Consider the following 19877-nt stretch of genomic DNA (forward strand, 5'->3'; position numbering starts at 1 on the left):
GGACAGAGGTCCCCGGTATCAAGTACCCGCCGACCGGCCGTGCGGCGGCACCGGGCGGCTCATAGCGTCGTTGGCACGCAAGTCGGTGGCAGGTCATCGCCTCCATGACCGAGGGGGAATCCCCGACGACGCGACGGACCCGACCGGGTCCACAGGGACCACCGGTCCCGAGAGGAGGACACCATGTCCACCATCCGCCGATACGCCGCAGCCACCACGACCGCACTCCTGCTCGCCGGCTCGATCGCCGCGTGCAGCACCGGGGACGACACCGTCGACCCGGACGGCTCCACCCCGCCCGACTCGAACGTCGCGCCTCCGGAGCAGAACGAGCCCGACGCGCCCGAGGGCGAGGCGCCGGAGGAGGAGGCACCCGAGGACGAGGCGCCCGCCGAGACCGACCCGGGCGAGGCCCAGCCGCCTGCGGAGGGCGAGGAGCCGCCCGTCGCGGAGGAGCCCCCGGCCGAGGGCGAGGAGCCGCCCGCCGAGGGCGAGGAGCCGCCCGCCGAGGGTGAGGAGCCGCCGGCGGAGTCCGGCGCCGGGCTGGCCGAGGCCGGCTGGGTGGCCTTCGAGCTCCCCGCCGACGCGCAGGCCGACCGTGACGACGAGGGCTACTGGACCTGGGCGATGCCGGCGACCGAGGCCACCGACCCGCACGCGTCCGAGCAGCTCGTCGTGCAGGGCCCGCAGAACCACGCGATGGACGACTCCTTCGAGGAGGAGATCGCCGACTTCGAGGCGACGATGTCGGAGGACCTCCCGCCGCGCATCTCCTGGGACGACGCCGAGGTGGCCGCCCCCGAGGGCATGCGGATCTACCGGTTCGAGACGATCGGGCTGGAGCCGGGCGAGGTCCACTGGATCGTGGAGAACTCCGCGACGGGCGAGCTCATGCAGCTGACCGTCACGGTCAACGGCGACTCGACCGAGATGGTCGACGCCATCGACTCAAGCCTGCAGCTGGCCGCCGGCTGACGCAGCCGTGTCGGGCATGGCGCCGGGGTGACCTGCCGTTCCGGAGATCCGGCGGCTGCCGCGGCCATCACAACCACCATTGCCCGACGACGAACGACACCAGTTACGGCCCCCGAGCGCTGAGGCGCCGGGGGCCGTAGCGTCGCCGTATGAGCACCGAGATCTCCCACGAGCCCGCGAAGAGCCGATACGTCATCACGGTCGACGGCGAGGAGGCCGGCGAGGCCACCTATGTCCTCGAGGGCGGCATGCACGTCTTCGACCACACCTTCACCGACCCGAAGCAGCGGGGCCAGGGGCTTGCCGGCCGGCTGGTCGAGTTCGCGCTGACGGACGTGCGCGAGCGTGGCGGGACGGCGCGGCCGGTGTGCCCGTTCGTCGTCGACTACATGGACAGCCACCCGGAGTTCGCCGACATCCGGGCGTAGTCAGGCCGCTGTCCGCGGGCGTGGGGGCCGCTTCCGGGACCGTCAAAGCCCACCATTGGGGGCGAAAGTCCCTCACTGGTGGGAAGGGCCGCTCCCGTCACCCGTCGAGCAGCTCCACGATCGCCGCGACCGCGCGGCGCCCGGCCCGCGTCGCCCCGATCGTCGACGCCGCCGGCCCGTACCCCACGAGGTGCAGCCGCGGCTCGTCGACCACCGCGGTCCCGCGCACGAGCACCCCGCCGTCGCGCGTTCGGATCCGCAGCGGCCGCAGGTGGCGCAGCTCGTGGCGAAAGCCGGTGGCCCACACGATCGTGTCGACGGGCGTCACGGTCCCGTCGGCCTCGACCACGCCCCTCGTCGTCATCGAGCCGAACATCGGCCGCCGCTCCAGGATCCCGGCGTCGATCGCGCGTTGCGTGGCCGGCCCGAGGAACAGCCCCGTCTCGGCGACCACCGGCAGCGGCCTGAGTCCCTGCTCCACCCGTGCGGCCACCCGCTCCTCGACCCCGCGCCCGGCGTCCTGGTCGAACATGTCGGTCTTCCACCGCGGCGGCGTGCGGGTGTACCAGAACGTCTCCGCCACGCGCGCGATCTCGAGGACGTGCCCCACTCCGGAGATGCCGCCCCCGACGATCGCCACCCGCTCGCCCTCGAGATCCTCGGGGCCCTCGTAGTCGTGCGTGTGGAGCTGCCGACCGCGGAACGTCTCCGACCCGGGGATGCTCGGCCAGAACGGTCGCGACCACGTGCCGGTCGCCGAGATGACCGCCCGCGCAGCCCAGCTCCCGTGGTCGGTGCGGACGAGGAGGCGGCCGCGCGGGTCGTCGTCGACGCGCTCGACGCTCGTGACGACCACGGGCCGCAGGACCGGCAGGTCGAACATGTCCTCGTACGTGGCGAAGTACCGCGGGAGGGCGGTGGCCGCGGGCTCGCGCGGGTCCGGCTGCGGGAAACCCGCGCCCGGCAGGTCGTGGATCCCGTTGACGGTCGCCATCGTCAGCGTGGGCCAGCGGTGCCGCCACGCCCCGCCGGGCCCGTCCTCGGCGTCGAGCACGACGAAGTCCCGCACGTCCCCCCGGTGCCGCGGCGCGCCGACCTGCTCGGCCGGGTCGCCCGAGTACCCGACGAACCCGCGCCGCAGCAGCCGGTTCGCAGTGGACAGGCCGGCCTGGCCGGCACCGATCACGACGACGTCGACCTCCCGCGCATCCTCCCGCCCGCGATCCATCGGGTGGCCGTTCTCGTCGGTCGCCCCGTCGACGCCCAGGTCTCCGGGGAGGCGGCGCGGCCGGACGGTGAGCCGTTCGCCGTCGGGGTCGCCGGTCGGTGAGAGGACCGGGACCCAGCCGGTCGGACCCGGCCGCGGCTCCCGCGACCCGACGTACTCGCCCCACCGCTCGCCGCCTCCGTCGCGGAGGGGTTCGTCGTCGCGGTCCTGGCGCAGGACACCGTCGTCGCGCAGAGCACCGGCGCCGTCGTCGACGTCGACGTCCTCTCCGCTCGCGACGGCGGTCGCGCCGAGCTCGTCGGGGTCGGACGGCCGGACCGCCTCGGGCGCACCGCGGTCGGGATGCGTCGCCGGGCCGTCCATGATCGCGACGGTACCCGGCGGGTCCACCCTCCACCGGTCTACGAAGGCCTCGCGCCTCGCCACCGGCCTCACCCCGGCTGCACCGCCGGCACGCCGTCACCACAGGGCGCTTCCCGCGTGGGGATCCACACGTCGTCGGCCGGGCGCGGGACCACCGGCGGCGGGGGAACGTACCGTGGCCCGGTGACCATGGACGACTCGCCGGAGCGCGACGACGCGCACCGGGACGGCCGACGCCGCAACGACGCCTCGCGCCCCTACGAGCCCGTCCGCTTCGGCCGCTCGCCGCTCCACCGCATGCCGACGGTCTCGGTCATCGCGTTCGCGGTCATCGTCGTCATCGTCGCGAGCGCCACGCGCGGCCCCGTCCGCTGGTTCATGCTCGCCGTCATCCTCGTGGCCTCCCTCAGCGCGTGGCGCGCGGCCCGGGCTCGCCGGGCATCCTCCGACGACGACGAGCCCCCCGCCGGCACGACCCCGCCCGGCGACGACCACCGCTCCGCCGGCCCGGCGGACGACCCCGGCCCGGCCACCGGCCACGCCCCGGACACCAACCCGGCCGGCGACGCCGACGCGGACCCGGACACCGGCCGGGCGTAGGGCGATGGACGCACCGGGCGCGCTGCGCCTCGCACGTTCCCTCGTGGCCGAGCACGGCCTGCGGGGGTGGTCCGTCGGGCTCGACCGCGCCGTCCGACGCGCCGGCGCCACCCACTACCGCGACCAGCGGATCACCCTGTCCCGCCACCTCGTCGGCCTCTACACCGAGGACGAGGTGCGCGAGGTGATCCTCCACGAGATCGGGCACGCCCTCGCGGGAGCCCAGGCAGGCCACGGCCCCCGGTGGCGCGCGGCCGTCGTCCGCATCGGCGGCACCCCGCGCCGCACCACCCGGCCCGACAGCCCCACCGTCCCCGCCCCCTGGGTCGGCCGCTGCCCCGCCGGGCACGAGCACCAGCGCTTCCAGCGCCCGCGCGCGACCTACCTGTGCCGCCGCTGCCCCCGCACCCGCACGAGCGCCGCGGTCATCGAGTGGACCTACGTCCGGGGGGCGGCGTGACCCCGACCGCCCGGTCCGCCCCGGTACCGGCCTCCGCACCTCCGGCCGCCACGCCGCCCCCCTCCGGCCCCCCGCCGTCGACGGGCGGGACGAGCCACGCAGCCCTCCCGCCGTCGGCCCGCGCACGGCGCCGCCGGGAGACCGCCGCCGCCTACGCCCTCCTCGCGCCGTCGCTCATCGGGCTGATCGCGTTCCTGGCGGTTCCGGTCCTGCTCGTGCTCGCCATGAGCCTCACCGACTACGACCTGCTCTCCCCGCCCACCTGGGCCGGGGTGGACAACTACGTCGATCTGGCGAGCTCCTCCCAGTTCCGCAACTCCCTGCTCGTCACGGCCCTGTACGTGCTCATCGCGATCCCGCTGACCGTCGGCGCCGGCCTCGGGCTCGCCGTACTGCTCAACCGCCACCTGCCGGGCTCGGGCATGCTACGCGTGATCTACGTGCTCCCGTGGGTGTGCTCCCCGCTCGCCCTGGGCGTGGTGTGGCAGTGGATGCTCGCGCCCAGCAACGGCGCGGTCAACGCGGTCCTCGGCCAGCGCGTCGAGTGGATGAGCGACCCCGCCCTCGCGCTGCCGGCGGTCGCCGTCGTCTCCGCCTGGTCCTCGATCGGCTACGTCTCGCTGTTCTTCCTCGCCGGTCTCCAGCAGATCCCGCCGAGCATCTACGAGGCCGCCCGGCTCGACGGCGCCGGACCGTTCCGGCTGCTCACGTCGATGACGATCCCGCTGCTGCGGCCCACGATGTTCTTCGTCCTCGTCACCACGATCATCTCGAGCTTCCAGGTCTACGACCTCGTGTACGGCCTCACGGGCGGCAGCCCCGGGTACCCCTCCGGCAGCACCGACGTCATCGCCGCCCGGATCTACCACGAGGCGTTCGTCGCCCTCGACCTCGGCAGCGCGTCGGCGATGGCTGTCGTCCTGTTCGCCCTCCTCGTGGTCGTCACCCTCGTCCAGCAACGGTGGTTCGCGTCGCGCACCACCTACGACATGTCATGAGCACCAACCAGCCGGACACCCAGCTCTCTGCGGCCGGTCCTCCACCAGAGACCTCCCCCGACGACGACGCCCCCCGCCCCGCGCGCCGCCGTCGCCCGTTCTCGCTCGGGCGCGGCGCCGCGCACGCACTGACCTACCTGCTCCTGCTCGCCGGGGCGGTCGTCACGCTCGCCCCGCTGCTGCTCCCGCTCATGACGGCGCTGAAGACGAACCGGCAGTACGTGGCCGACGGACCGCTCGCCCTGCCCGACCCGCTCACGCTGGAGAACTTCCGCGCCCTGTTCGGTGAGGAGGGCGACTTCATCGTCCCGCTCGCGGTGACGCTGCAGATGGTGGTCGTGCTCGTGGTGGGTCAGCTCGTCAGCTCGATCCTCGCCGCCTACGCGTTCGCCACGCTCGAGTTCCGGGGGCGCGAGCTGCTGTTCTGGTGCTACCTCGCCACGCTCATGGTCCCGGCGGTCGTCACGATCATCCCGCTGTACACGATGATGACGCTCGCCGACCTGAAGAACACGTTCGCCGGTCTCGTGGTCCCGTTCGTCCTCGGCTCCCCCTACGCCGTGTTCCTGCTGCGCCAGAACTTCCGGTCGATGCCGCGCGAGCTCCTCGACGCCGCCACCCTCGACGGCGCGGGCGTCCTGCGCCGGCTGTGGTCGGTCGTGCTGCCGATGAACCGGCCGATCGTCGTCACGCTGCTGCTCATCACCGTGGTCACGCAGTGGAACAGCTTCCTGTGGCCGTCGATCATCGCGCCGCGGCCGGAGTGGCACGTGCTCACCACGGCGACGTCGGCGATGCAGACCCAGTACGACGACCGGATCGTCCTCGTCATGGCCGCCGCCGTCGTGGCGATGACGCCGCTCATCGTGCTGTTCCTCATCTTCCAGCGGCACATCACGCGGGCGATCGGCGTGGGCGCGGTGCGCTGACGGCCCACCCGATCGTCGTCGTCGACCATCAGTGGTGGCCGACCCCGATCGTCGCCGGTCCCGCGTGGTGACCGCAGACCCGGCCGACGTCACCCTCGTCCCACGTCCCGACCCGCGAACATCCGCGGGATGTGACGGTCAACTCATGTAATATTCAACTTCCCGTGACCGGAGGCTCCCTGGAGGACCCCATGCGCCGTGCCCGTCGACCGCTGACCACCACCGCCCTGCTGGCGGCGACGGCCCTGACCCTGGCCGCGTGCTCGCCGGGGTCCGACGACTCCTCCGGCGAGTCCGGGAGCGGCGAGGGCGGCACCACCGTCACCGTCCGGCTCTGGGACGAGGTGGCGGCCGAGGCGTACGAGACCTCCTTCGACGCGTTCACGGAGCAGAACCCCGACATCACCGTCGAGGTCGAGGTCATCCCCTGGGCCGACTACTGGACCCAGCTCCCCCTCGACGTCCAGTCCGGGGACATGGCGGACATCTTCTGGACGAACACCTCGAACTTCGGCACGTACGCGGACAACGGCACGCTGATCGACATCGACGAGGCCCTCGGCGAGGACCACGACGAGTGGGAGCAGTCCGTGGTCGACCTCTACACGCGAGACGGCGTCAACTACGGCGTGCCCCAGCTGTGGGACTCGATCGCCCTGTTCTACAACGCGGAGCTGGTCGAGGAGGCGGGGATCGACGTCGAGGACCTCCAGTGGCGACCCGGCGCCGGCGAGGGCGACACGCTCCTCGAGGCCGCGACCGCCCTGACCACCGACTCCGAGGGCCGCCACCCCGGCGAGGACGGCTTCGACGGCGGGGCGCGGGAGACCTACGGCTTCAACAGCCAGGCCGACCTCCAGGCGATCTACGTCGACTTCCTCGCCCAGAACGGCGCGCTGTTCCAGGACCCGGAGACCGACGGCTTCGCGTTCGACTCCCCCGAGGGCATCGAGGCGTTCCAGTACCTCGTCGACCTCGTCAACACGCACGAGGTGGCGCCGTCGGCCGCTGACACCAACGTCAACGGCGACTTCTCGCGCGACCTGTTCGTCCAGGGCGACCTCGGCCTGTTCCAGTCCGGCCCGTACTCCCTGCCCCACATCGCCGAGAACGCCGACTTCGAGTGGGGCATCGCGCCGATGGTCGGCGGGCCGGAGGGGCGCATCGGTGTGGTGCACGGCGTCGCGGCCGTCGGCAACGCGGAGTCCGAGCACCTCGACGCGACGACCGAGGTCCTGCGCTGGCTCGGGTCCGCCGAGGGGCAGGCCCCGCTCGGCGAGACCGGTGCCGCGTTCCCCGGAGCCGTGGACGCCCAGCAGGGATACATCGACTACTGGGCCGAGCAGGGCGTGGACGTGTCCGTCTTCGTCGACGCCGCCCAGGAGCCGACCGCACCCTCGCCGATCGGCGCCGAGATCAACGCCGGCTCCAACGTCATCACCCCGATCTTCCAGGACATGTTCCTCGGCGCGATCCCGGTCGAGGAGGCGCTCGCCCAGGCGCAGGAGGAGGGCAACGCGGAGATGGGCATCGAGTAGCCCCGCCCGCTCTCACTTTCGCCGAGATTGCGGTTGGTGCTCGTCGAGATTGCGGTTCGTCGCCATCGAGATTGCGGTTGGTGCTCGTCGAGATTGCGGTTGGGAGCACCCCGACCTGTCGAGAGTGCGGTTGGTGCCCCAACCGCAGTCTCGACGAACGGGCCGCGCAGTGTCAGGGGTGCAGCTCGGTCCGCCCGGCGGCGAGCGCTGCCGCGAGCATGCGCGCACCGGGCGCGAGCAGCTCGTAGGTCGACTCGAAGTCGGAGTCGTCGCCCCACCACGGGTCCGGGACGTCGAGCGACCCGACGTCGCGCGCACTCCCCGCACCGGGGGCGTCCGGTCCCTCCGCCGCGCGCCACAGCATGATGACGCCGGGGTCCACGCCCGACCGCTCCGCCAGCCGACGCAGCCACACGGCGTGCTCCTCGGTCATCGCCAGCACCAGGTCGACCGCGCCCAGATCCTCGGCCGTGACCTGCCGCGCCGTGTGTGCCTCGACCGGGACGCCGCGTCGGTGCAGCGTGCTCGCCGCACGGGGGTCGATCGGGTTACCGACCTCGTAGTCGGACGTCCCGCCCGACGTCACGTCGGCATCGACGCCCGCGCGCTCGAGCTCGTCCGCCAGCATCCGCTCACCCATCGGGGATCGGCAGATGTTGCCGGTGCACACGACAAGGACCCTGACCGGTCGCGAGACGGGGAGTCGCATGCCTCCAGTGTGGCAGGCGGCCGACCACCCGGGGAGGCCTGAGGACCCATGTGCGGCCGTCCCGAGACCGACAGGGCGCGGGTACCAGGTCGGTGCGGGACGGAGCCCCGGCGGTGGCCGGGTCGGCGCGGGACGGGCCCTGCACGCGGCACCACCGCGGCGGCCCGGCGTGCCACCCTGTCGACGTGCGCCAGCCGAACCGATCCGTCCGCCGCCCCGTCGCCACCGGGGCCGGCACTCAGCCGCGGCCGGCCGCGCGTCGCCACGCACCGGGACGCGCACGTCGCACGCTCGCGGCGACCGTGCTCGCGCTCGCGGCCACCCTGGCGGCATGCGGCTCGGGCGACGACTCCGACGGCTCCGACGGCTCCAGCGACTCCGGCAACGGATCGGGCGGAAGCGGCGACACCTCCGAGGCAACCCCGGTCGACGAGCTCGCGCCCGTCGCCGACCAGGTCGATGAGCACCCGGCCTGGCTGTCGGAGGAGACCTCCGAGCCCCGGGACTCGGCGTCGGGCCTGTGCACCGACCCGTTCGCCGAGGGGCGCACGGAGCTGACGACCACCGAGCTCGCCGCCTGCCAGGTCGAGTCCCTCGCGGAGACGGCCGGCTACGTCCAGACCACCGACGCCGGAGCCGACGCCCGCACCGAGCTGCGCGTCTCCACCGGCGAGCAGCTCGCGGTCGAGGCGGACCTCGGGGTCGCCCACGTCCTCGTCGTCGGGGACGACTGGTGGGCCGCGACGGACGAGGGCGACTGGCTCGAGCCGGCAGAGGCAGCCGAGATCCCCCGGCTGAGCAGCGCCGAGGGTGCGGCCCGGTCGCTCCAGCAGTTGCACGACCCCTCGGTCGCGGCCGGGGGCACCCAACCCATCGACGTGGCGGTGACGGGCTCGGCCACGATCGACGGCACCGAGGTCGCCGTCGTCACGGGCACGGGCGAGGGCGCGAACGGCGAGGAGATCGCCGTGGAGTACTTCCTCACCCAGGACTACGTCGCACTCCGGTCCGTCAACAACGTGACGACCTCGGCGGGCACAGCGACGACCACGTCCGTCATCAGCGAGCTGGACGAGCCCCAGGACGTCACCGCCCCCTGACGGGTGGTCGTCCTCCGCGCGCGGGCAGCAGCGTCCCGACCTCCTCGACGAGCACGACGACGCACCCCCTCTGCCCGAACCGTCACAGTTCTCGGTCACGATCGCGTCGAACAATCACAAGCGGGTAACAATGCCCGACCTCAAAAGCGGCCTCCCCGTCGTGGCCCACGCCACTCGCCGACCCCGCGCGATCCGCACCAGCATGGGAAAAGGTCCCGATCCGCGACCACCCCAAAACGACCCCTGGACGCCCGAATCCGGCCGGTTGATGACCGGGACGACCCCCCATACGGTGGGGCCACTCAAGGGCCCGTACGCACGTTCGGGCGCTGTCACGCAACGTTCGCGCGTCTGTCCACCATGGCGCCGGGCGCCCACCGGAAGGAACCCCTTGACCACCAACGCACAGCGTCGCGCCCGCACCATCGTCCCCACCGCGACCCTCGCCGCCCTCGCGCTGACCCTTGCCGCCTGCGCCAGCGAGGAGGAGTCGGCCGACCGCGGCGGCGGTGGCGGAGACAGCGGCGGCGGCAGCGGCGAGGCCCTCACGCTCGAGGACCTCCAGGAGGCCGGCAGCGTCACCGTCGGTTTCGCCGGCGAGGCCCCGTACAGCTTCGAGGACGGCGGAGAGCTCACGGGCGCCACCGTCGCCCTGCACGAGGCGATCTGGGCGGAGCTCGGTGTCGACGAGGTCGAGGGCGTCCAGGCCGAGTTCGGCCAGCTCATCCAGGCGCTCGACGCGGAGCGTTTCGACGTCGTCGCCGCCGGTATGTCGATCCTCCCGGAGCGCTGCGAGCAGGCGATCTTCTCCGAGCCGGAGTTCATGTACACGACCGCGCTCATGGTTCCCGAGGGCAACCCGGACGGGCTCGAGCCGAGCATGCAGTCCGTCCAGGAGTCCGACGTGCAGATGGCGTCGATGACCGGCGCCATCGAGTCCACCTACGCCGCCGACCTCGGCATCGACTCGATGGAGGTCGGCACGCCGCAGGACGGCATGGACGCCGTCGTCAACGGCCGCGCCGACGTCTTCGCCCTCACGGGCATCTCGCTCAACTGGATGGCGGACAACAACCCGGACGCCGGCATCGAGGTCACCGAGTCGTTCGTGGCCGAGATCGACGGCGTCGAGCAGGTCGGGGCCGGCGGCACCGTGTTCCGCAACGCCGACACCGAGCTGCGCGACGCCTACAACGAGGTGCTCGCGGAGATCGTCGAGGACGAGGAGCGCTACCTCGAGATCGTCGGCGAGTTCGGCTTCACGGCCGAGGAGCGCCCCACCGGCGAGCTGTCGACCGAGCAGCTCTGCGCCGGCGACATCTGATCGCGTGAGCGACAACCTCGACACGCTCGTCGAGGCGCTCCCCCGGCTGTGGGAGGGCGTCCTCGTCACCCTCCAGCTCACCGCCGGCGGGATCATCGGCGCCTTCGTCATCGCGATCGTGCTCGGCCTGGTGGTCCGTAGCGAGCACTGGTACCTGCGGATCCCGGCGCGCCTGCTCATCGAGTTCTTCCGCGGGACGTCGTTGCTCGTGCAGCTCTACGTGCTCTTCTACGTGCTGCCGCAGGTGGGGATCACGCTGACGGGGCTCTTCTGCGGGATCTTCGCCCTGTCGTTCAACTACGGCGCGTACGGGGCGGAGGTCGTCCGCGGGTCGATCAACAACGTGCCCAAGGGCCAGTGGGAGGTCGGCACGGCGCTGAGCATCAGCCCGCTGCACCACATGCGGCGCGTGATCTGGCCGCAGGCGTGGGCGATCATGCTGCCGTCGCTGAGCAATCTGGCTGTCATGCTGCTCAAGGGCACGGCCGTCGCCTACATCATCCTCATGCACGACCTCACGTGGGAGACGGACATCCTGCGCCAGCAGACGGGGAGCACCTTCTTCTCGTACGGCGTCGGCATGGTCATCTACTTCCTCATCTCGCTGGTCATCGTGCTGCTCGCGGCCCTCCTCGAGCGGCACGCGAAGCACAAGCTCGGCCAGGCCGCACCGCTCAACCAGATGTTCAAGGTGACCGCGGGCAAGCCGAGCGAGGTGACCCCACTGTGAACGACGACATCTGGAGCTGGGACCGCGCGGCGGAGGTCTTCCCCGACCTCCTCATGACCTTCCTGCAGGTCACGCTCGTCGCGACCGTCCTGGGGTCGGCGATCGCGGCGGTGCTCGGCCTGATCGTGGCCATCACCCGCCGGGTGATGCCGAAGTGGCTCTGGATGCCGGTGCACGCGGTCATGGAGTTCATCCGCATGACCCCGGTCGTCATCCAGCTGCTGTTCGCCTACTACACGTTCAACAGCATCGACGGCCTGACGATCGGCATCGTCGTCCTCGGGATCCACTACGCCACCTACATGGCGGAGGTCTACCGGTCCGGGATCGACGCGATCCCCAAGGGACAGTGGGAGGCCGCGACCGCCCTGTCGATGTCCCGCACCCGCACCTGGGTCAAGGTCATCATCCCGCAGGCGATCCGTACGACCCTGCCCGCCCTGGGCACCTGGGTGATCTCGATGTTCAAGGACACCCCGTTCCTCACCGTCATCTTCGTCACCGAGATGGTGCGCGAGGCGGAGCGGTACGGCTCGAGGACGTTCACCTACACCGAGGCGCTCGTGCTCGCCGGGTTCATCTTCCTGGTCGCGAGCTACGGCACCTCGGTCCTGCTACGCAAGATGGAGAATCGCCTTGCCACCTACTGACCACTCCGCGCCCGGTGCCGGCATCACGCCGAGCCCCGCCACGGGCGAGCCGAAGCTGCGGTTCGAGAACGTCGTCAAGAAGTTCGGCGACAACACCGTCCTCGAGAACCTCAACTTCAGCGTCGACCGCGGCGAGCGGGTCACGCTCATCGGCCCCTCGGGCTCCGGCAAGACGACCATCCTGCGGCTCGTGATGACGCTCGAGCACCTCACCGGCGGCTACATCTACGTCGACGGCCAGCCGCTCACCCACGAGCTGCGCGGCGGCCGACGGGTCGAGCGCAGGGCGAAGGACGTCGCGAGGATGACCACCCGGATCGGGATGGTCTTCCAGCACTTCCACCTCTTCCCCAACATGTCGGTGCTGGAGAACATCACCGAGGCGCCGATCCACGTGCTCGGCCGCTCGAAGGAGGAGGCGCGCAGCCGCGGTCTCGAGCTGCTCGAGCAGGTCGGCCTCTCGGACAAGGCGGACGAGCACCCCACGCGGCTCTCGGGCGGTCAGCAGCAGCGCGTCGCCATCGCCCGCGCCCTCGCGATGGACCCCGAGATCCTGCTCCTCGACGAGGTGACCTCCGCCCTCGACCCCGAGATCGTCAAGGACGTCCTGTGGGTCCTGCGCGAGGTCGCGAACAACACGGACATCACGATGCTCATCGTCACGCACGAGATGCAGTTCGCCCAGGACGTCTCCCACCGCGTGATGATGTTCGACGGCGGCCAGATCGTCGAGGACGGGCCGCCCGACGTCATCTTCACCAACCCGAGCCACGAGCGGACCCGGTCGTTCCTCGAGGCGATCCTCTGACCAGGGCCCGTCCCGCATAGCCCCGCGCACCCGATCTGCGGACCACAGGGCCGACGACGACGAACCCCCCGTCGTCGTCGGCCCTCCCGTCTGCCGTGCCGGCCGTCGTGCCTGGCGTGCCGGCCGTCGGCCGTGCCGTCCCCACCTGCCCGTCGCCCCGAGAATTCCCTGGACGCCGCCGACCCGCGGCTGTCTAGCATCGCGGTATGGCAGGCATCTTGTGCAGCGGGCCCGCGACGACGGCCGCCCGCGACTACCGCGACCGCCGCGCCTGACGGCGCGTCCGGTCCCACCCGCAGGTCCGTCCGCCCCGCGCCACCGGCGCCGGGCGTCGACGCGTCGTCGCTCCGAGAGCCCTTCGCACCTCGGACGCGCAGCGCCCACGCACACCGCCACCCTGCCCCGGGGTGCTCCACCTCCTTCTCGTGGAGCCCACCCATGCCTCGACGCACGACCCCGCACACCGCCCCTCGCTCGGCCGCCGGAGGACGGCACGAGCTCGGCCAGAACTTCCTCCACCACCCGCCCACCGTGCGGCGGTTCGCCGACCTCGTGCGCGAGACGGACGGCGCGATCCTCGAGCTCGGCGCCGGCGACGGTGCGCTCACCCGCGAGCTCGCCCGCCTGGGCCGTCCGCTGACCGCCGTCGAGATCGACGAGCACCGGGTCGAGCGCCTGCGCCGGATGCTCCGTCGCAGCGGTACCGCGACGACAGCCGACCCCCGAACCACCACCGGCACCGGCACCGGCACCGGCACGGCCACCGTGCGCATCGAGCACGACGACGCGATGCGTGTCCCGCTCGACGCCCCCGTCGTCGCCGGCAACATCCCCTTCCACCTCACGAGCCCGCTGCTGCGTCGGCTGCTCACCGCCGGCCGGTGGCAGCACGCCGTCCTGCTCACCCAGTGGGAGGTGGCGCGGAAGCGGGCCGGCGTCGGAGGCGGCACCATGATGACCGCCCAGGGCGCGCCGTGGTTCGAGGTCCGGATCGAGTTCCGGGTGCCGGCCCGGCACTTCCGGCCCGTGCCCGGCGTCGACGGCGGTGTGCTGAGCATCGTGCGCCGACCGCGCCCACTCGTTCCGGTCTCCCAGCGGCGCGGCTACGAGGCGTTCGTCCGCGCGGTGTTCACCGGCCGCGGCGGGCGGATCGCCCGAGTGGTCGAGCGCGCGGCCCGCGTCGACCGCCGGGCGGCGGAGCGGGCGCTCGCCCGGGCCGGCGTCGACGGGCGGGCGCTGCCCCGCGACGTCGGGCCCGAGCAGTGGGCCTCACTCTGGCACGACCTGCGCGGGTGAGGTCCGGCGCTCCTCGCGCCGGGCGTCCGGGCACCCGCGCGCCCACCGGTGCTCGCACGTGCGACCCGCCGGGGATGCGCCGACCAGGAACGACGGCGGGGGCCGGACGAGCATAGACTCGTCCGGCCCCCGCCGTCGGTCACGCTTCCCGGTCCGGGTCAGATGACCTCCCGCACCAGCCGGCTGCGCCGCAGGAGCGCGACGACCGCCCAGCTGACGCTCGCGGAGATCACCAGCGCGAGGGCGAACGCGACCACCGGCGTGAGGCCGAGCGGGCCGAGCAGCGCGACGACGCCGACGATGACGGGCGCGTGGACCACGTACACGCCGAAGGCGTTCCGGGTGAGGAACCGGCCCGCCGGCGTCGACCGGGACGCGTACCGCTCGAACACGCGCAGCAGGACGAGGATGACCCCGACCGCGAACAGCGCGTCGAACAGGGCGAACCCGAGGTGCGCCGGGTCTGGGCCCGCCGGCACCGGGTCGGCCGTGTCGAGCGTCCGGTAACCGCCGAGGACCATCGGCACGAACGACGCGACGACGAGGCCCGCACCGAGCAGGCCCGCGCGGCGCGGCAGCCCGCTGAACCAGCCCCGGCGGAAGGCGAGGATCCCGACGACGAACAGCGCCACGTACTGCAGCACGTACCCGGGGCTCGGGATCCCGATGACCGGGATGAACGAGCCGGTCGGGAACCAGATCCGCCACACGTAGGAGACGACGCCGAGCCCGATCGCGAACGCGACGACGTGCCGTGCGCGCAGGGAGACGGCGGTCCCCCGCGTGGTGAGCCCCGCCGTCGACGTGCGGTCAGGCACCGGGGCGCGGCGGGCCGCCGAGGCGCCGGCCGATCGCACCGTGCGCGGCGTCGTCGGGAGAGGATTCGTCCGCGGCCGACGCTCCCGGACCAGCGCGTAGCCGAGCGAGAGGACGAGCAGCGCGAGGACGAACCACATCGGCCCCACCTCCCAGTCGGTGAGGTAGAAGAGCCAGTAGGGCTCGCGCTCACCCGGAGGCTGGTCGAGGTAGGTCGGCAGCGAGTACAGCGGGCGCAGCAGCACCATGAACGCCACGAACGGCAGGCCGAGGCGCTTGACGCGGTCGAGCGCCCAGCGCCCGGGCCCCTTGCGGTCGACCGATCCCGGCGCGAAGAAGCCGGACAGCATGAAGAACAGGCCCATGAAGAACGTCTGGTTGACGAGCACGAGCAGGTCGAGCGGGAGCGCCGCGAGCTCGGAGTCCGGCTCCTGCCAGTTCGGCCAGATCCCGAGGTTGCCGTAGGCGAGCGCCACGTGGTGGGCGACCACGAGCAGGGTGCCGAACACGCGGAGGTGGTCGATGTGGACGAGCCGCCTCGTCGCGGGGGCGGCGCGGGTGGTCGGTGGGTTCTTCGTCGTGGACATCAGTACTCCTCCTCCACGATGCGGATCAGCTCCTCGCGCGTGAGCCCGAGCGAGCGGTAGTAGTCGACGTTGGTGCGGAACCGCTCGACGGCGAACGCGTGACGCTTGGCGCTCAGTCCGTCGGCGGCGTGCTCGGAGACGTAGGCCCCCTTGCCCTGGCGGGTGTAGATGAGGTCGTCGGCCTCGAGGAGCTCCCAGGCCTTCTTGATGGTGATGACGCTGATCCCGAGCTCCTTGGCGACCGACCGGATCGACGGCAGCATCTCGCCGGCGGCGAGCGACCCGTCGAGGATCTGGGCGGCGATCTGCGACCGGATCTGCTCGTAGATCGGGTCGCTGCCGCGCGGTGAGAGGACGAGGTCCATCCCACCCGCCGCGCTCACAGGTTGACGCGCTCGAAGGCGCGCACCGAGAGGCGGTGGGAGGCGGCGGTGAGGCCGATGAACGCGAGCGCCCCGAGGACGAGCACGAGCAGCTGCGGTACGGCGTCGGCGGGGTCGAGCGTGTCGAGGACCCCGCTCGCGCCGGGCACGAGGGCGACGGACAGCTCGGCGGCGACGTAGACCACCGCGAAGGCGATCCCCGCGAGCACGCCGTGGCGGCCGATGCGGTGCCCGGTGGTGAAGTACCCGGGCAGGAACACGATGTTGAAGACGCCGTAGGCCAGCAGGACGAAGCCGAAGAAGGCGGGGTTGCCGTCGAGACCGACGGCGTTGCCTCCCGGCTGCATCTGCGCGACGACGACGGCGACCACCGCCAGGGCGGCGAGCTGGACGAGCTCGACCGCGCCGACGATGAGGTGCTTGCCGGTCACGAGCCGGGCGCGCGCGATCGGCAGCGAGATGCTGAAGACATGGTCCCTGTTGGCGTTCGCCTCCGACAGCGCGATGAACAGGGCGAGCATGAAGTAGCTGACGCCGATGATCATCGGGTAGTGCGGGATGAGGTTGAACAGCGTGAGGGCGGCGAACCCCAGGTAGGCGGGCGGCACGACGAGGCGCGCCTCCTTGTGCACGAGCGTGGCGATGCTCATCGTGCTCCCTCCAGGTCGTAGAAGACCATGAGGTCCTCCAGGTTCGGTCGTTCGGCCTGCACGTGCGGCGAGACCTCGGCCAGGTCGGCGGTGCGGACGAGGCCGGAGAATCCGAACGCGTGGTCGCGGTGGCCGATGAGCCGGCCGCGCAGGTCGTCGGTCAGCTCCTCGCGGGAGCCGCCGACGAGCCGGTGGCCGTCGATGGGGTCGTCCTTGGTGTCGTCCGCGATGACGTGCCCGTCGCGGATGAAGACGATGAGGTCGGCGATCTTGTCCAGGTCGCTCGTGATGTGCGTGGAGAACAGGACGGCGCGGTCGCCGTCCTCGACGACCTCCTGGAGCACCCCGAGCAGCTGGTCGCGCGCCACGGGGTCGAGCCCGCTCGTCGGCTCGTCGAGCAGGATGAGCCGGGCGCCGTGCGAGAGCGCCATGGCCACGCCGAGCTTGACGCGCATGCCGGTCGACAGCTCGCTGATCTTCTTGGCGTCGCCGATGCCGAACCGCTCGAGGTAGTGCGCGAAGAGCCGGCCGTCCCAGTGGTCGTAGAACCGCCGGTAGACGTCGACGACGGTGCGCACCCGGTGCTTCGGGTAGACGTCGAGCGGACCGAGGGCGGCCCCGATGAGCTGCTTGGCCCCGGCCTCGTCGGCGTAGATGTCCCGGCCCTCGAAGGTCACGGTGCCGGCGTCGGGACGCACGATGTTGAGGATCGACTTGAGCGTCGTGGTCTTGCCGGCCCCGTTCACGCCGATGAAGCCGGTGATGTAGCCGGGCTCGATCTCGAAGGACACGTCCTCCAGCCGGAATCCCGGGTAGCGCTTCGTCAGTCCGTCGACGACGAGCATGGTCCACCTCCTGTGTTGCTACTGTGCATAGACAGTAGACACAGTGAGCGGGGCGGGGTCAATGCCTTTCGGCGGGTGCGGGAGTGTCGCAGGTCTCGTCAGCGGCCGTGGCGCCATGGGCGCCCGCGTCGTCGGCGGAGTTTCCCGCCCGAGCGGCGCCATAGGCTGGCCACATGGACGACGACGCACGGATGGCCGTGTTCCTCGACTACGAGAACCTCGCGCTCGGCGCGCGCGACCACCTGGGCGGGATGACGTTCGACTTCGGGCCGATCGCCGATGCGCTCGCCGTCCGCGGCCGCAGCCTCACCCGCCGCGCGTACGCCGACTGGTCGTACTTCGACGAGGACCGTCGGATGCTCACGCGCCACCAGTTCGAGCTCATCGAGATCCCGCAGCGCATGGGCGCCTCGCGGAAGAACGCGGCCGACATCAAGATGGTCGTCGACGCGATCGAGATGGCCTTCGAGCGCGACTACGTCTCGACCTTCGTCCTGTGCACGGGGGACAGCGACTTCTCCCCGCTCGTCCACAAGCTGCGCGAGCTCGACAAGCGCGTGATCGGCGTCGGGGTCGAGCTCTCGACCTCCCGGCTCCTGCCGCCGGCCTGCGACGAGTTCCTCTTCTACGACCGCCTCGAGGGCGTGGAGCCCGGGGACGAGGCCCCCCGACGACGAGGCGCGCACGCCCGGGGTCCCGCCGCCCAGGCGCGGCACGGCGCGCAGGTGGTGCTGCCGTCGGGCAGCGGGACCGGCGCGGGGTCGTCGGTTGCCGGCGGGTCCGGCTCGACCGCGAAGAGCGCGGGTGGCGCCGGCGCGGGGAGCGCGGGCGGCGCCGGCGGGACCAGCTCGACGTCCGGCGGCGGTGCCGGAACCGGCCAGGGCGGCACGGGACAGGCCGACTCCTCCGGCTCGGCACGGGTCGGCACGCCCGACGACGACACCCCCGCCTCCCCCTCCGCCGTCGTCCCGGCCGAGGACGCGGACGGCTCCCCCGACGAGGCTGCGGAGTCCGAGCCGATCGAGGTCCGCGTGGCGCAGACGCTCGCCGGTCTGGCCTCGACGGCGGACTCCGTCACCGCGTCGGTGCTCAAGCGCGCGCTGCTGCGGAAGGACCCGACGTTCAGCGAGTCGGACCTCGGGTTCCGCTCGTTCGGCGAGGTGCTGCGGCACCTGGCCGGCCGGGGCGTCGTCGACCTCTCCCCCGGCCCCGCCACGGGCGACCCCGAGGTCTCGCTGCCCGACCGCGGGAGCGACCTCGAGGACACGTTCGACGTGCTCGTCGAGATCGTCGCCAAGGGGGACGGCAACGACGACGGCGCGTTCGCCCTGTCCGGCCTGAAGAACCGGCTGCGCAAGGAGCGACCGGAGTTCAGCGAGAAGGCGCTCGGCTACCGCAGCTTTCTCCAGTTCGTGCGGGGCGCCGAGGCGGGCGGGCACGTCGAGCTCGAGTGGGACGACGAGGCCGGCGACTACCTCGTCACCGTCCCCGAGGGCTGACCTCCTCGCCTGTCACCCGACCAGGATGTCGAACATCCTCGACACAGAATGTAGAGAATCCTTGACATTGAATGTCGAGGATCCTTAACATCGACGCATGACGCCACCGACGCGCACCGACGCGGGCACCGAGAGCCCCGTCCGCGAGCGCCGCAAGCAGCACCGCCTCACGCAGGCGGAGCTCGGCGCGCTGGTCGACGTCAGCCGCCACACCGTCATCGCGATCGAGCAGGGCGACTACGCCCCCTCGGTCTTCCTCGCCCTCCGCCTCGCGCGCGTCCTCGACGCCACGGTCGAGGACCTGTTCGGCGCGCACCCCGACGCCACCCCGAGCCACACAGGAGACCCCTCATGAGCACCGACGACCGCACCGCCGGCCCCGAGTCCTCCTTCGCCACCACCGACGACGCGTCGCCCCGCACCGATCACCCCGAGCCCACCACGCCTGCGGCCCACCCGCGCCGATCCGTCTCCGCACCGTCCGTCATCGGCGACGAGCGCGAGCACGCGGTGGCCAACGAGGCCGCCGCCGTCGGCATGTCGGCGGGGATCTACGCGGGCCTGGGCATCGCGCTCGTCGCGGCGGTCCTCGGCTCGCTCGTCGTGCCGGTGGTCGCCGTCGCACTCACGGCCATCCCCTCGTGGACGATGATGCTGTGGGCGCGGCGCCGCGGGGTCGACCTGGCGGAGCTCGCCGGCCGACTCCCGGCCCGGCAGAAGACCCGCGTCTGGGCGGTCGCCGGCGTCGGGCTCCTGCTCGTGCTCGCCGCGCTCGCCTGGACGCTGTTCACCGGCGACGCCCTCGTCGCACTGCCGTCGGTCGAGGTCGCCGGCCCGGACGCGACCGGTATCGCCCCGAGCGTCGCGCGCGGCGCCGTGATCGGGGGGTTCGCAGGACTGCTCGTCGCCGTCGTGACGTCCTATCTTCCCGGCCGCCGCCGGAACCGCGACGACGCGTAGC

General features: G+C 72.3%; 22 protein-coding genes. 16 read left to right on the forward strand and 6 right to left on the reverse strand.

Features of this window, described 5'->3' with window-relative positions; all coding sequences use genetic code 11:
• Positions 1 to 183: 183 nt before the first annotated feature.
• Together AC24FB_RS07030 and AC24FB_RS07035 are read left to right on the forward strand one after the other, a co-directional pair.
• Positions 184 to 975 (forward strand): hypothetical protein, encoded by a 792-nt coding sequence (locus AC24FB_RS07030; protein WP_425715710.1) that lies wholly within the window; start codon positions 184 to 186, stop codon positions 973 to 975.
• Between the two features lie 149 nt (positions 976 to 1124).
• Positions 1125 to 1403: a GNAT family N-acetyltransferase gene (locus tag AC24FB_RS07035; RefSeq protein WP_425715709.1), complete on the forward strand. Its 279-nt coding sequence runs from the start codon at positions 1125 to 1127 to the stop codon at positions 1401 to 1403.
• A 97-nt stretch (positions 1404 to 1500) separates the two neighbouring features.
• Here the strand turns inward: AC24FB_RS07035 and AC24FB_RS07040 are convergent, their stop codons facing one another.
• The gene (locus AC24FB_RS07040) at positions 1501 to 2994 is read right to left on the reverse strand and encodes an NAD(P)-binding domain-containing protein (protein WP_425715708.1); all 1494 of its coding nucleotides are present in this window, start codon (positions 2992 to 2994) and stop codon (positions 1501 to 1503) included.
• 183 nt (positions 2995 to 3177) lie between these two features.
• On the opposite strand from AC24FB_RS07040, the gene AC24FB_RS07045 reads away from it, so the two are divergent.
• From AC24FB_RS07045 to AC24FB_RS07065, 5 genes are all read left to right on the forward strand, one after another.
• A complete protein-coding gene (locus AC24FB_RS07045) occupies positions 3178 to 3594 on the forward strand; it encodes a hypothetical protein (RefSeq protein WP_425715707.1) in 417 nt (138 codons plus the stop codon).
• Positions 3595 to 3598: 4 nt separating this feature from the next.
• Entirely contained in the window at positions 3599 to 4054 is a 456-nt protein-coding gene (locus tag AC24FB_RS07050) for a SprT-like domain-containing protein (protein WP_425715706.1), read from the forward strand.
• 176 nt (positions 4055 to 4230) lie between these two features.
• Positions 4231 to 5052: a carbohydrate ABC transporter permease gene (locus tag AC24FB_RS07055; protein WP_463653979.1), complete on the forward strand. Its 822-nt coding sequence runs from the start codon at positions 4231 to 4233 to the stop codon at positions 5050 to 5052.
• On the forward strand, positions 5049 to 5981 hold the full coding sequence (locus AC24FB_RS07060; RefSeq protein ID WP_425715704.1) for a carbohydrate ABC transporter permease: 933 nt from the start codon (positions 5049 to 5051) through the stop codon (positions 5979 to 5981). Before AC24FB_RS07055 ends, AC24FB_RS07060 begins: the two co-directional genes overlap by 4 nt.
• A 191-nt stretch (positions 5982 to 6172) precedes the next feature.
• On the forward strand, positions 6173 to 7519 hold the full coding sequence (locus AC24FB_RS07065) for an ABC transporter substrate-binding protein (RefSeq protein ID WP_425715703.1): 1347 nt from the start codon (positions 6173 to 6175) through the stop codon (positions 7517 to 7519).
• Between the two features lie 172 nt (positions 7520 to 7691).
• On the opposite strand, the gene AC24FB_RS07070 is transcribed toward AC24FB_RS07065, so the two are convergent.
• Positions 7692 to 8228 (reverse strand): low molecular weight protein-tyrosine-phosphatase, encoded by a 537-nt coding sequence (locus AC24FB_RS07070; protein ID WP_425715702.1) that lies wholly within the window; start codon positions 8226 to 8228, stop codon positions 7692 to 7694.
• A 185-nt stretch (positions 8229 to 8413) separates the two neighbouring features.
• On the opposite strand from AC24FB_RS07070, the gene AC24FB_RS07075 reads away from it, so the two are divergent.
• The 6 genes from AC24FB_RS07075 (at position 8414) to erm (ending at position 14136) form a co-directional block, all read left to right on the forward strand.
• Complete coding sequence (locus AC24FB_RS07075) at positions 8414 to 9328, forward strand: hypothetical protein (protein ID WP_425715701.1); 915 nt, start codon at positions 8414 to 8416, stop codon at positions 9326 to 9328.
• 391 nt (positions 9329 to 9719) lie between these two features.
• A complete protein-coding gene (locus tag AC24FB_RS07080; protein WP_425715700.1) occupies positions 9720 to 10652 on the forward strand; it encodes a transporter substrate-binding domain-containing protein in 933 nt (310 codons plus the stop codon).
• Positions 10653 to 10656: 4 nt separating this feature from the next.
• Complete coding sequence (locus AC24FB_RS07085) at positions 10657 to 11382, forward strand: amino acid ABC transporter permease (protein WP_425715699.1); 726 nt, start codon at positions 10657 to 10659, stop codon at positions 11380 to 11382.
• Positions 11383 to 11435: 53 nt separating this feature from the next.
• On the forward strand, positions 11436 to 12032 hold the full coding sequence (gene ehuD, locus AC24FB_RS07090; RefSeq protein ID WP_463653978.1) for an ectoine/hydroxyectoine ABC transporter permease subunit EhuD: 597 nt from the start codon (positions 11436 to 11438) through the stop codon (positions 12030 to 12032).
• Between the two features lie 22 nt (positions 12033 to 12054).
• Positions 12055 to 12840 carry an ectoine/hydroxyectoine ABC transporter ATP-binding protein EhuA gene (gene ehuA, locus AC24FB_RS07095; RefSeq protein ID WP_425715718.1) on the forward strand — a complete coding sequence of 262 codons (786 nt, stop codon included), beginning with the start codon at positions 12055 to 12057 and terminating at the stop codon, positions 12838 to 12840.
• Between the two features lie 438 nt (positions 12841 to 13278).
• A complete protein-coding gene (erm, locus tag AC24FB_RS07100; protein ID WP_425715697.1) occupies positions 13279 to 14136 on the forward strand; it encodes a 23S ribosomal RNA methyltransferase Erm in 858 nt (285 codons plus the stop codon).
• Between the two features lie 158 nt (positions 14137 to 14294).
• Here erm and AC24FB_RS07105 read toward each other — a convergent pair whose 3' ends face one another.
• The 4 genes from AC24FB_RS07105 to AC24FB_RS07120 are packed head-to-tail and all read right to left on the reverse strand — an operon-like array spanning position 14295 to position 17417.
• Complete coding sequence (locus tag AC24FB_RS07105; protein WP_425715696.1) at positions 14295 to 15539, reverse strand: acyltransferase family protein; 1245 nt, start codon at positions 15537 to 15539, stop codon at positions 14295 to 14297.
• Positions 15539 to 15904 (reverse strand): GntR family transcriptional regulator, encoded by a 366-nt coding sequence (locus tag AC24FB_RS07110; RefSeq protein WP_425715695.1) that lies wholly within the window; start codon positions 15902 to 15904, stop codon positions 15539 to 15541. The genes AC24FB_RS07105 and AC24FB_RS07110 overlap by 1 nt, the downstream gene beginning before the upstream one ends.
• 14 nt (positions 15905 to 15918) lie before the next feature.
• Positions 15919 to 16572 (reverse strand): ABC-2 transporter permease, encoded by a 654-nt coding sequence (locus tag AC24FB_RS07115; protein ID WP_425715694.1) that lies wholly within the window; start codon positions 16570 to 16572, stop codon positions 15919 to 15921.
• Positions 16569 to 17417, reverse strand: a complete 849-nt coding sequence (locus AC24FB_RS07120) for an ABC transporter ATP-binding protein (RefSeq protein ID WP_425715693.1) — start codon at positions 17415 to 17417, stop codon at positions 16569 to 16571. Before AC24FB_RS07120 ends, AC24FB_RS07115 begins: the two co-directional genes overlap by 4 nt.
• A gap of 173 nt (positions 17418 to 17590) precedes the next feature.
• Between AC24FB_RS07120 and AC24FB_RS07125 the strand changes: the two genes are divergently transcribed.
• The 3 genes from AC24FB_RS07125 to AC24FB_RS07135 all read left to right on the forward strand — a co-directional run bounded on the left by AC24FB_RS07125 (position 17591) and on the right by AC24FB_RS07135 (position 19876).
• Positions 17591 to 18916: an NYN domain-containing protein gene (locus AC24FB_RS07125; RefSeq protein WP_425715692.1), complete on the forward strand. Its 1326-nt coding sequence runs from the start codon at positions 17591 to 17593 to the stop codon at positions 18914 to 18916.
• A 97-nt stretch (positions 18917 to 19013) separates the two neighbouring features.
• Positions 19014 to 19271, forward strand: coding sequence for a helix-turn-helix transcriptional regulator (locus AC24FB_RS07130; RefSeq protein ID WP_425715691.1), 258 nt, complete (start codon positions 19014 to 19016; stop codon positions 19269 to 19271).
• A complete protein-coding gene (locus AC24FB_RS07135; protein ID WP_425715690.1) occupies positions 19268 to 19876 on the forward strand; it encodes a hypothetical protein in 609 nt (202 codons plus the stop codon). The genes AC24FB_RS07130 and AC24FB_RS07135 overlap by 4 nt, the downstream gene beginning before the upstream one ends.
• Position 19877 lies beyond the last annotated feature (1 nt).

It is taken from the genome of Georgenia sp. Z1344 (assembly GCF_057652375.1).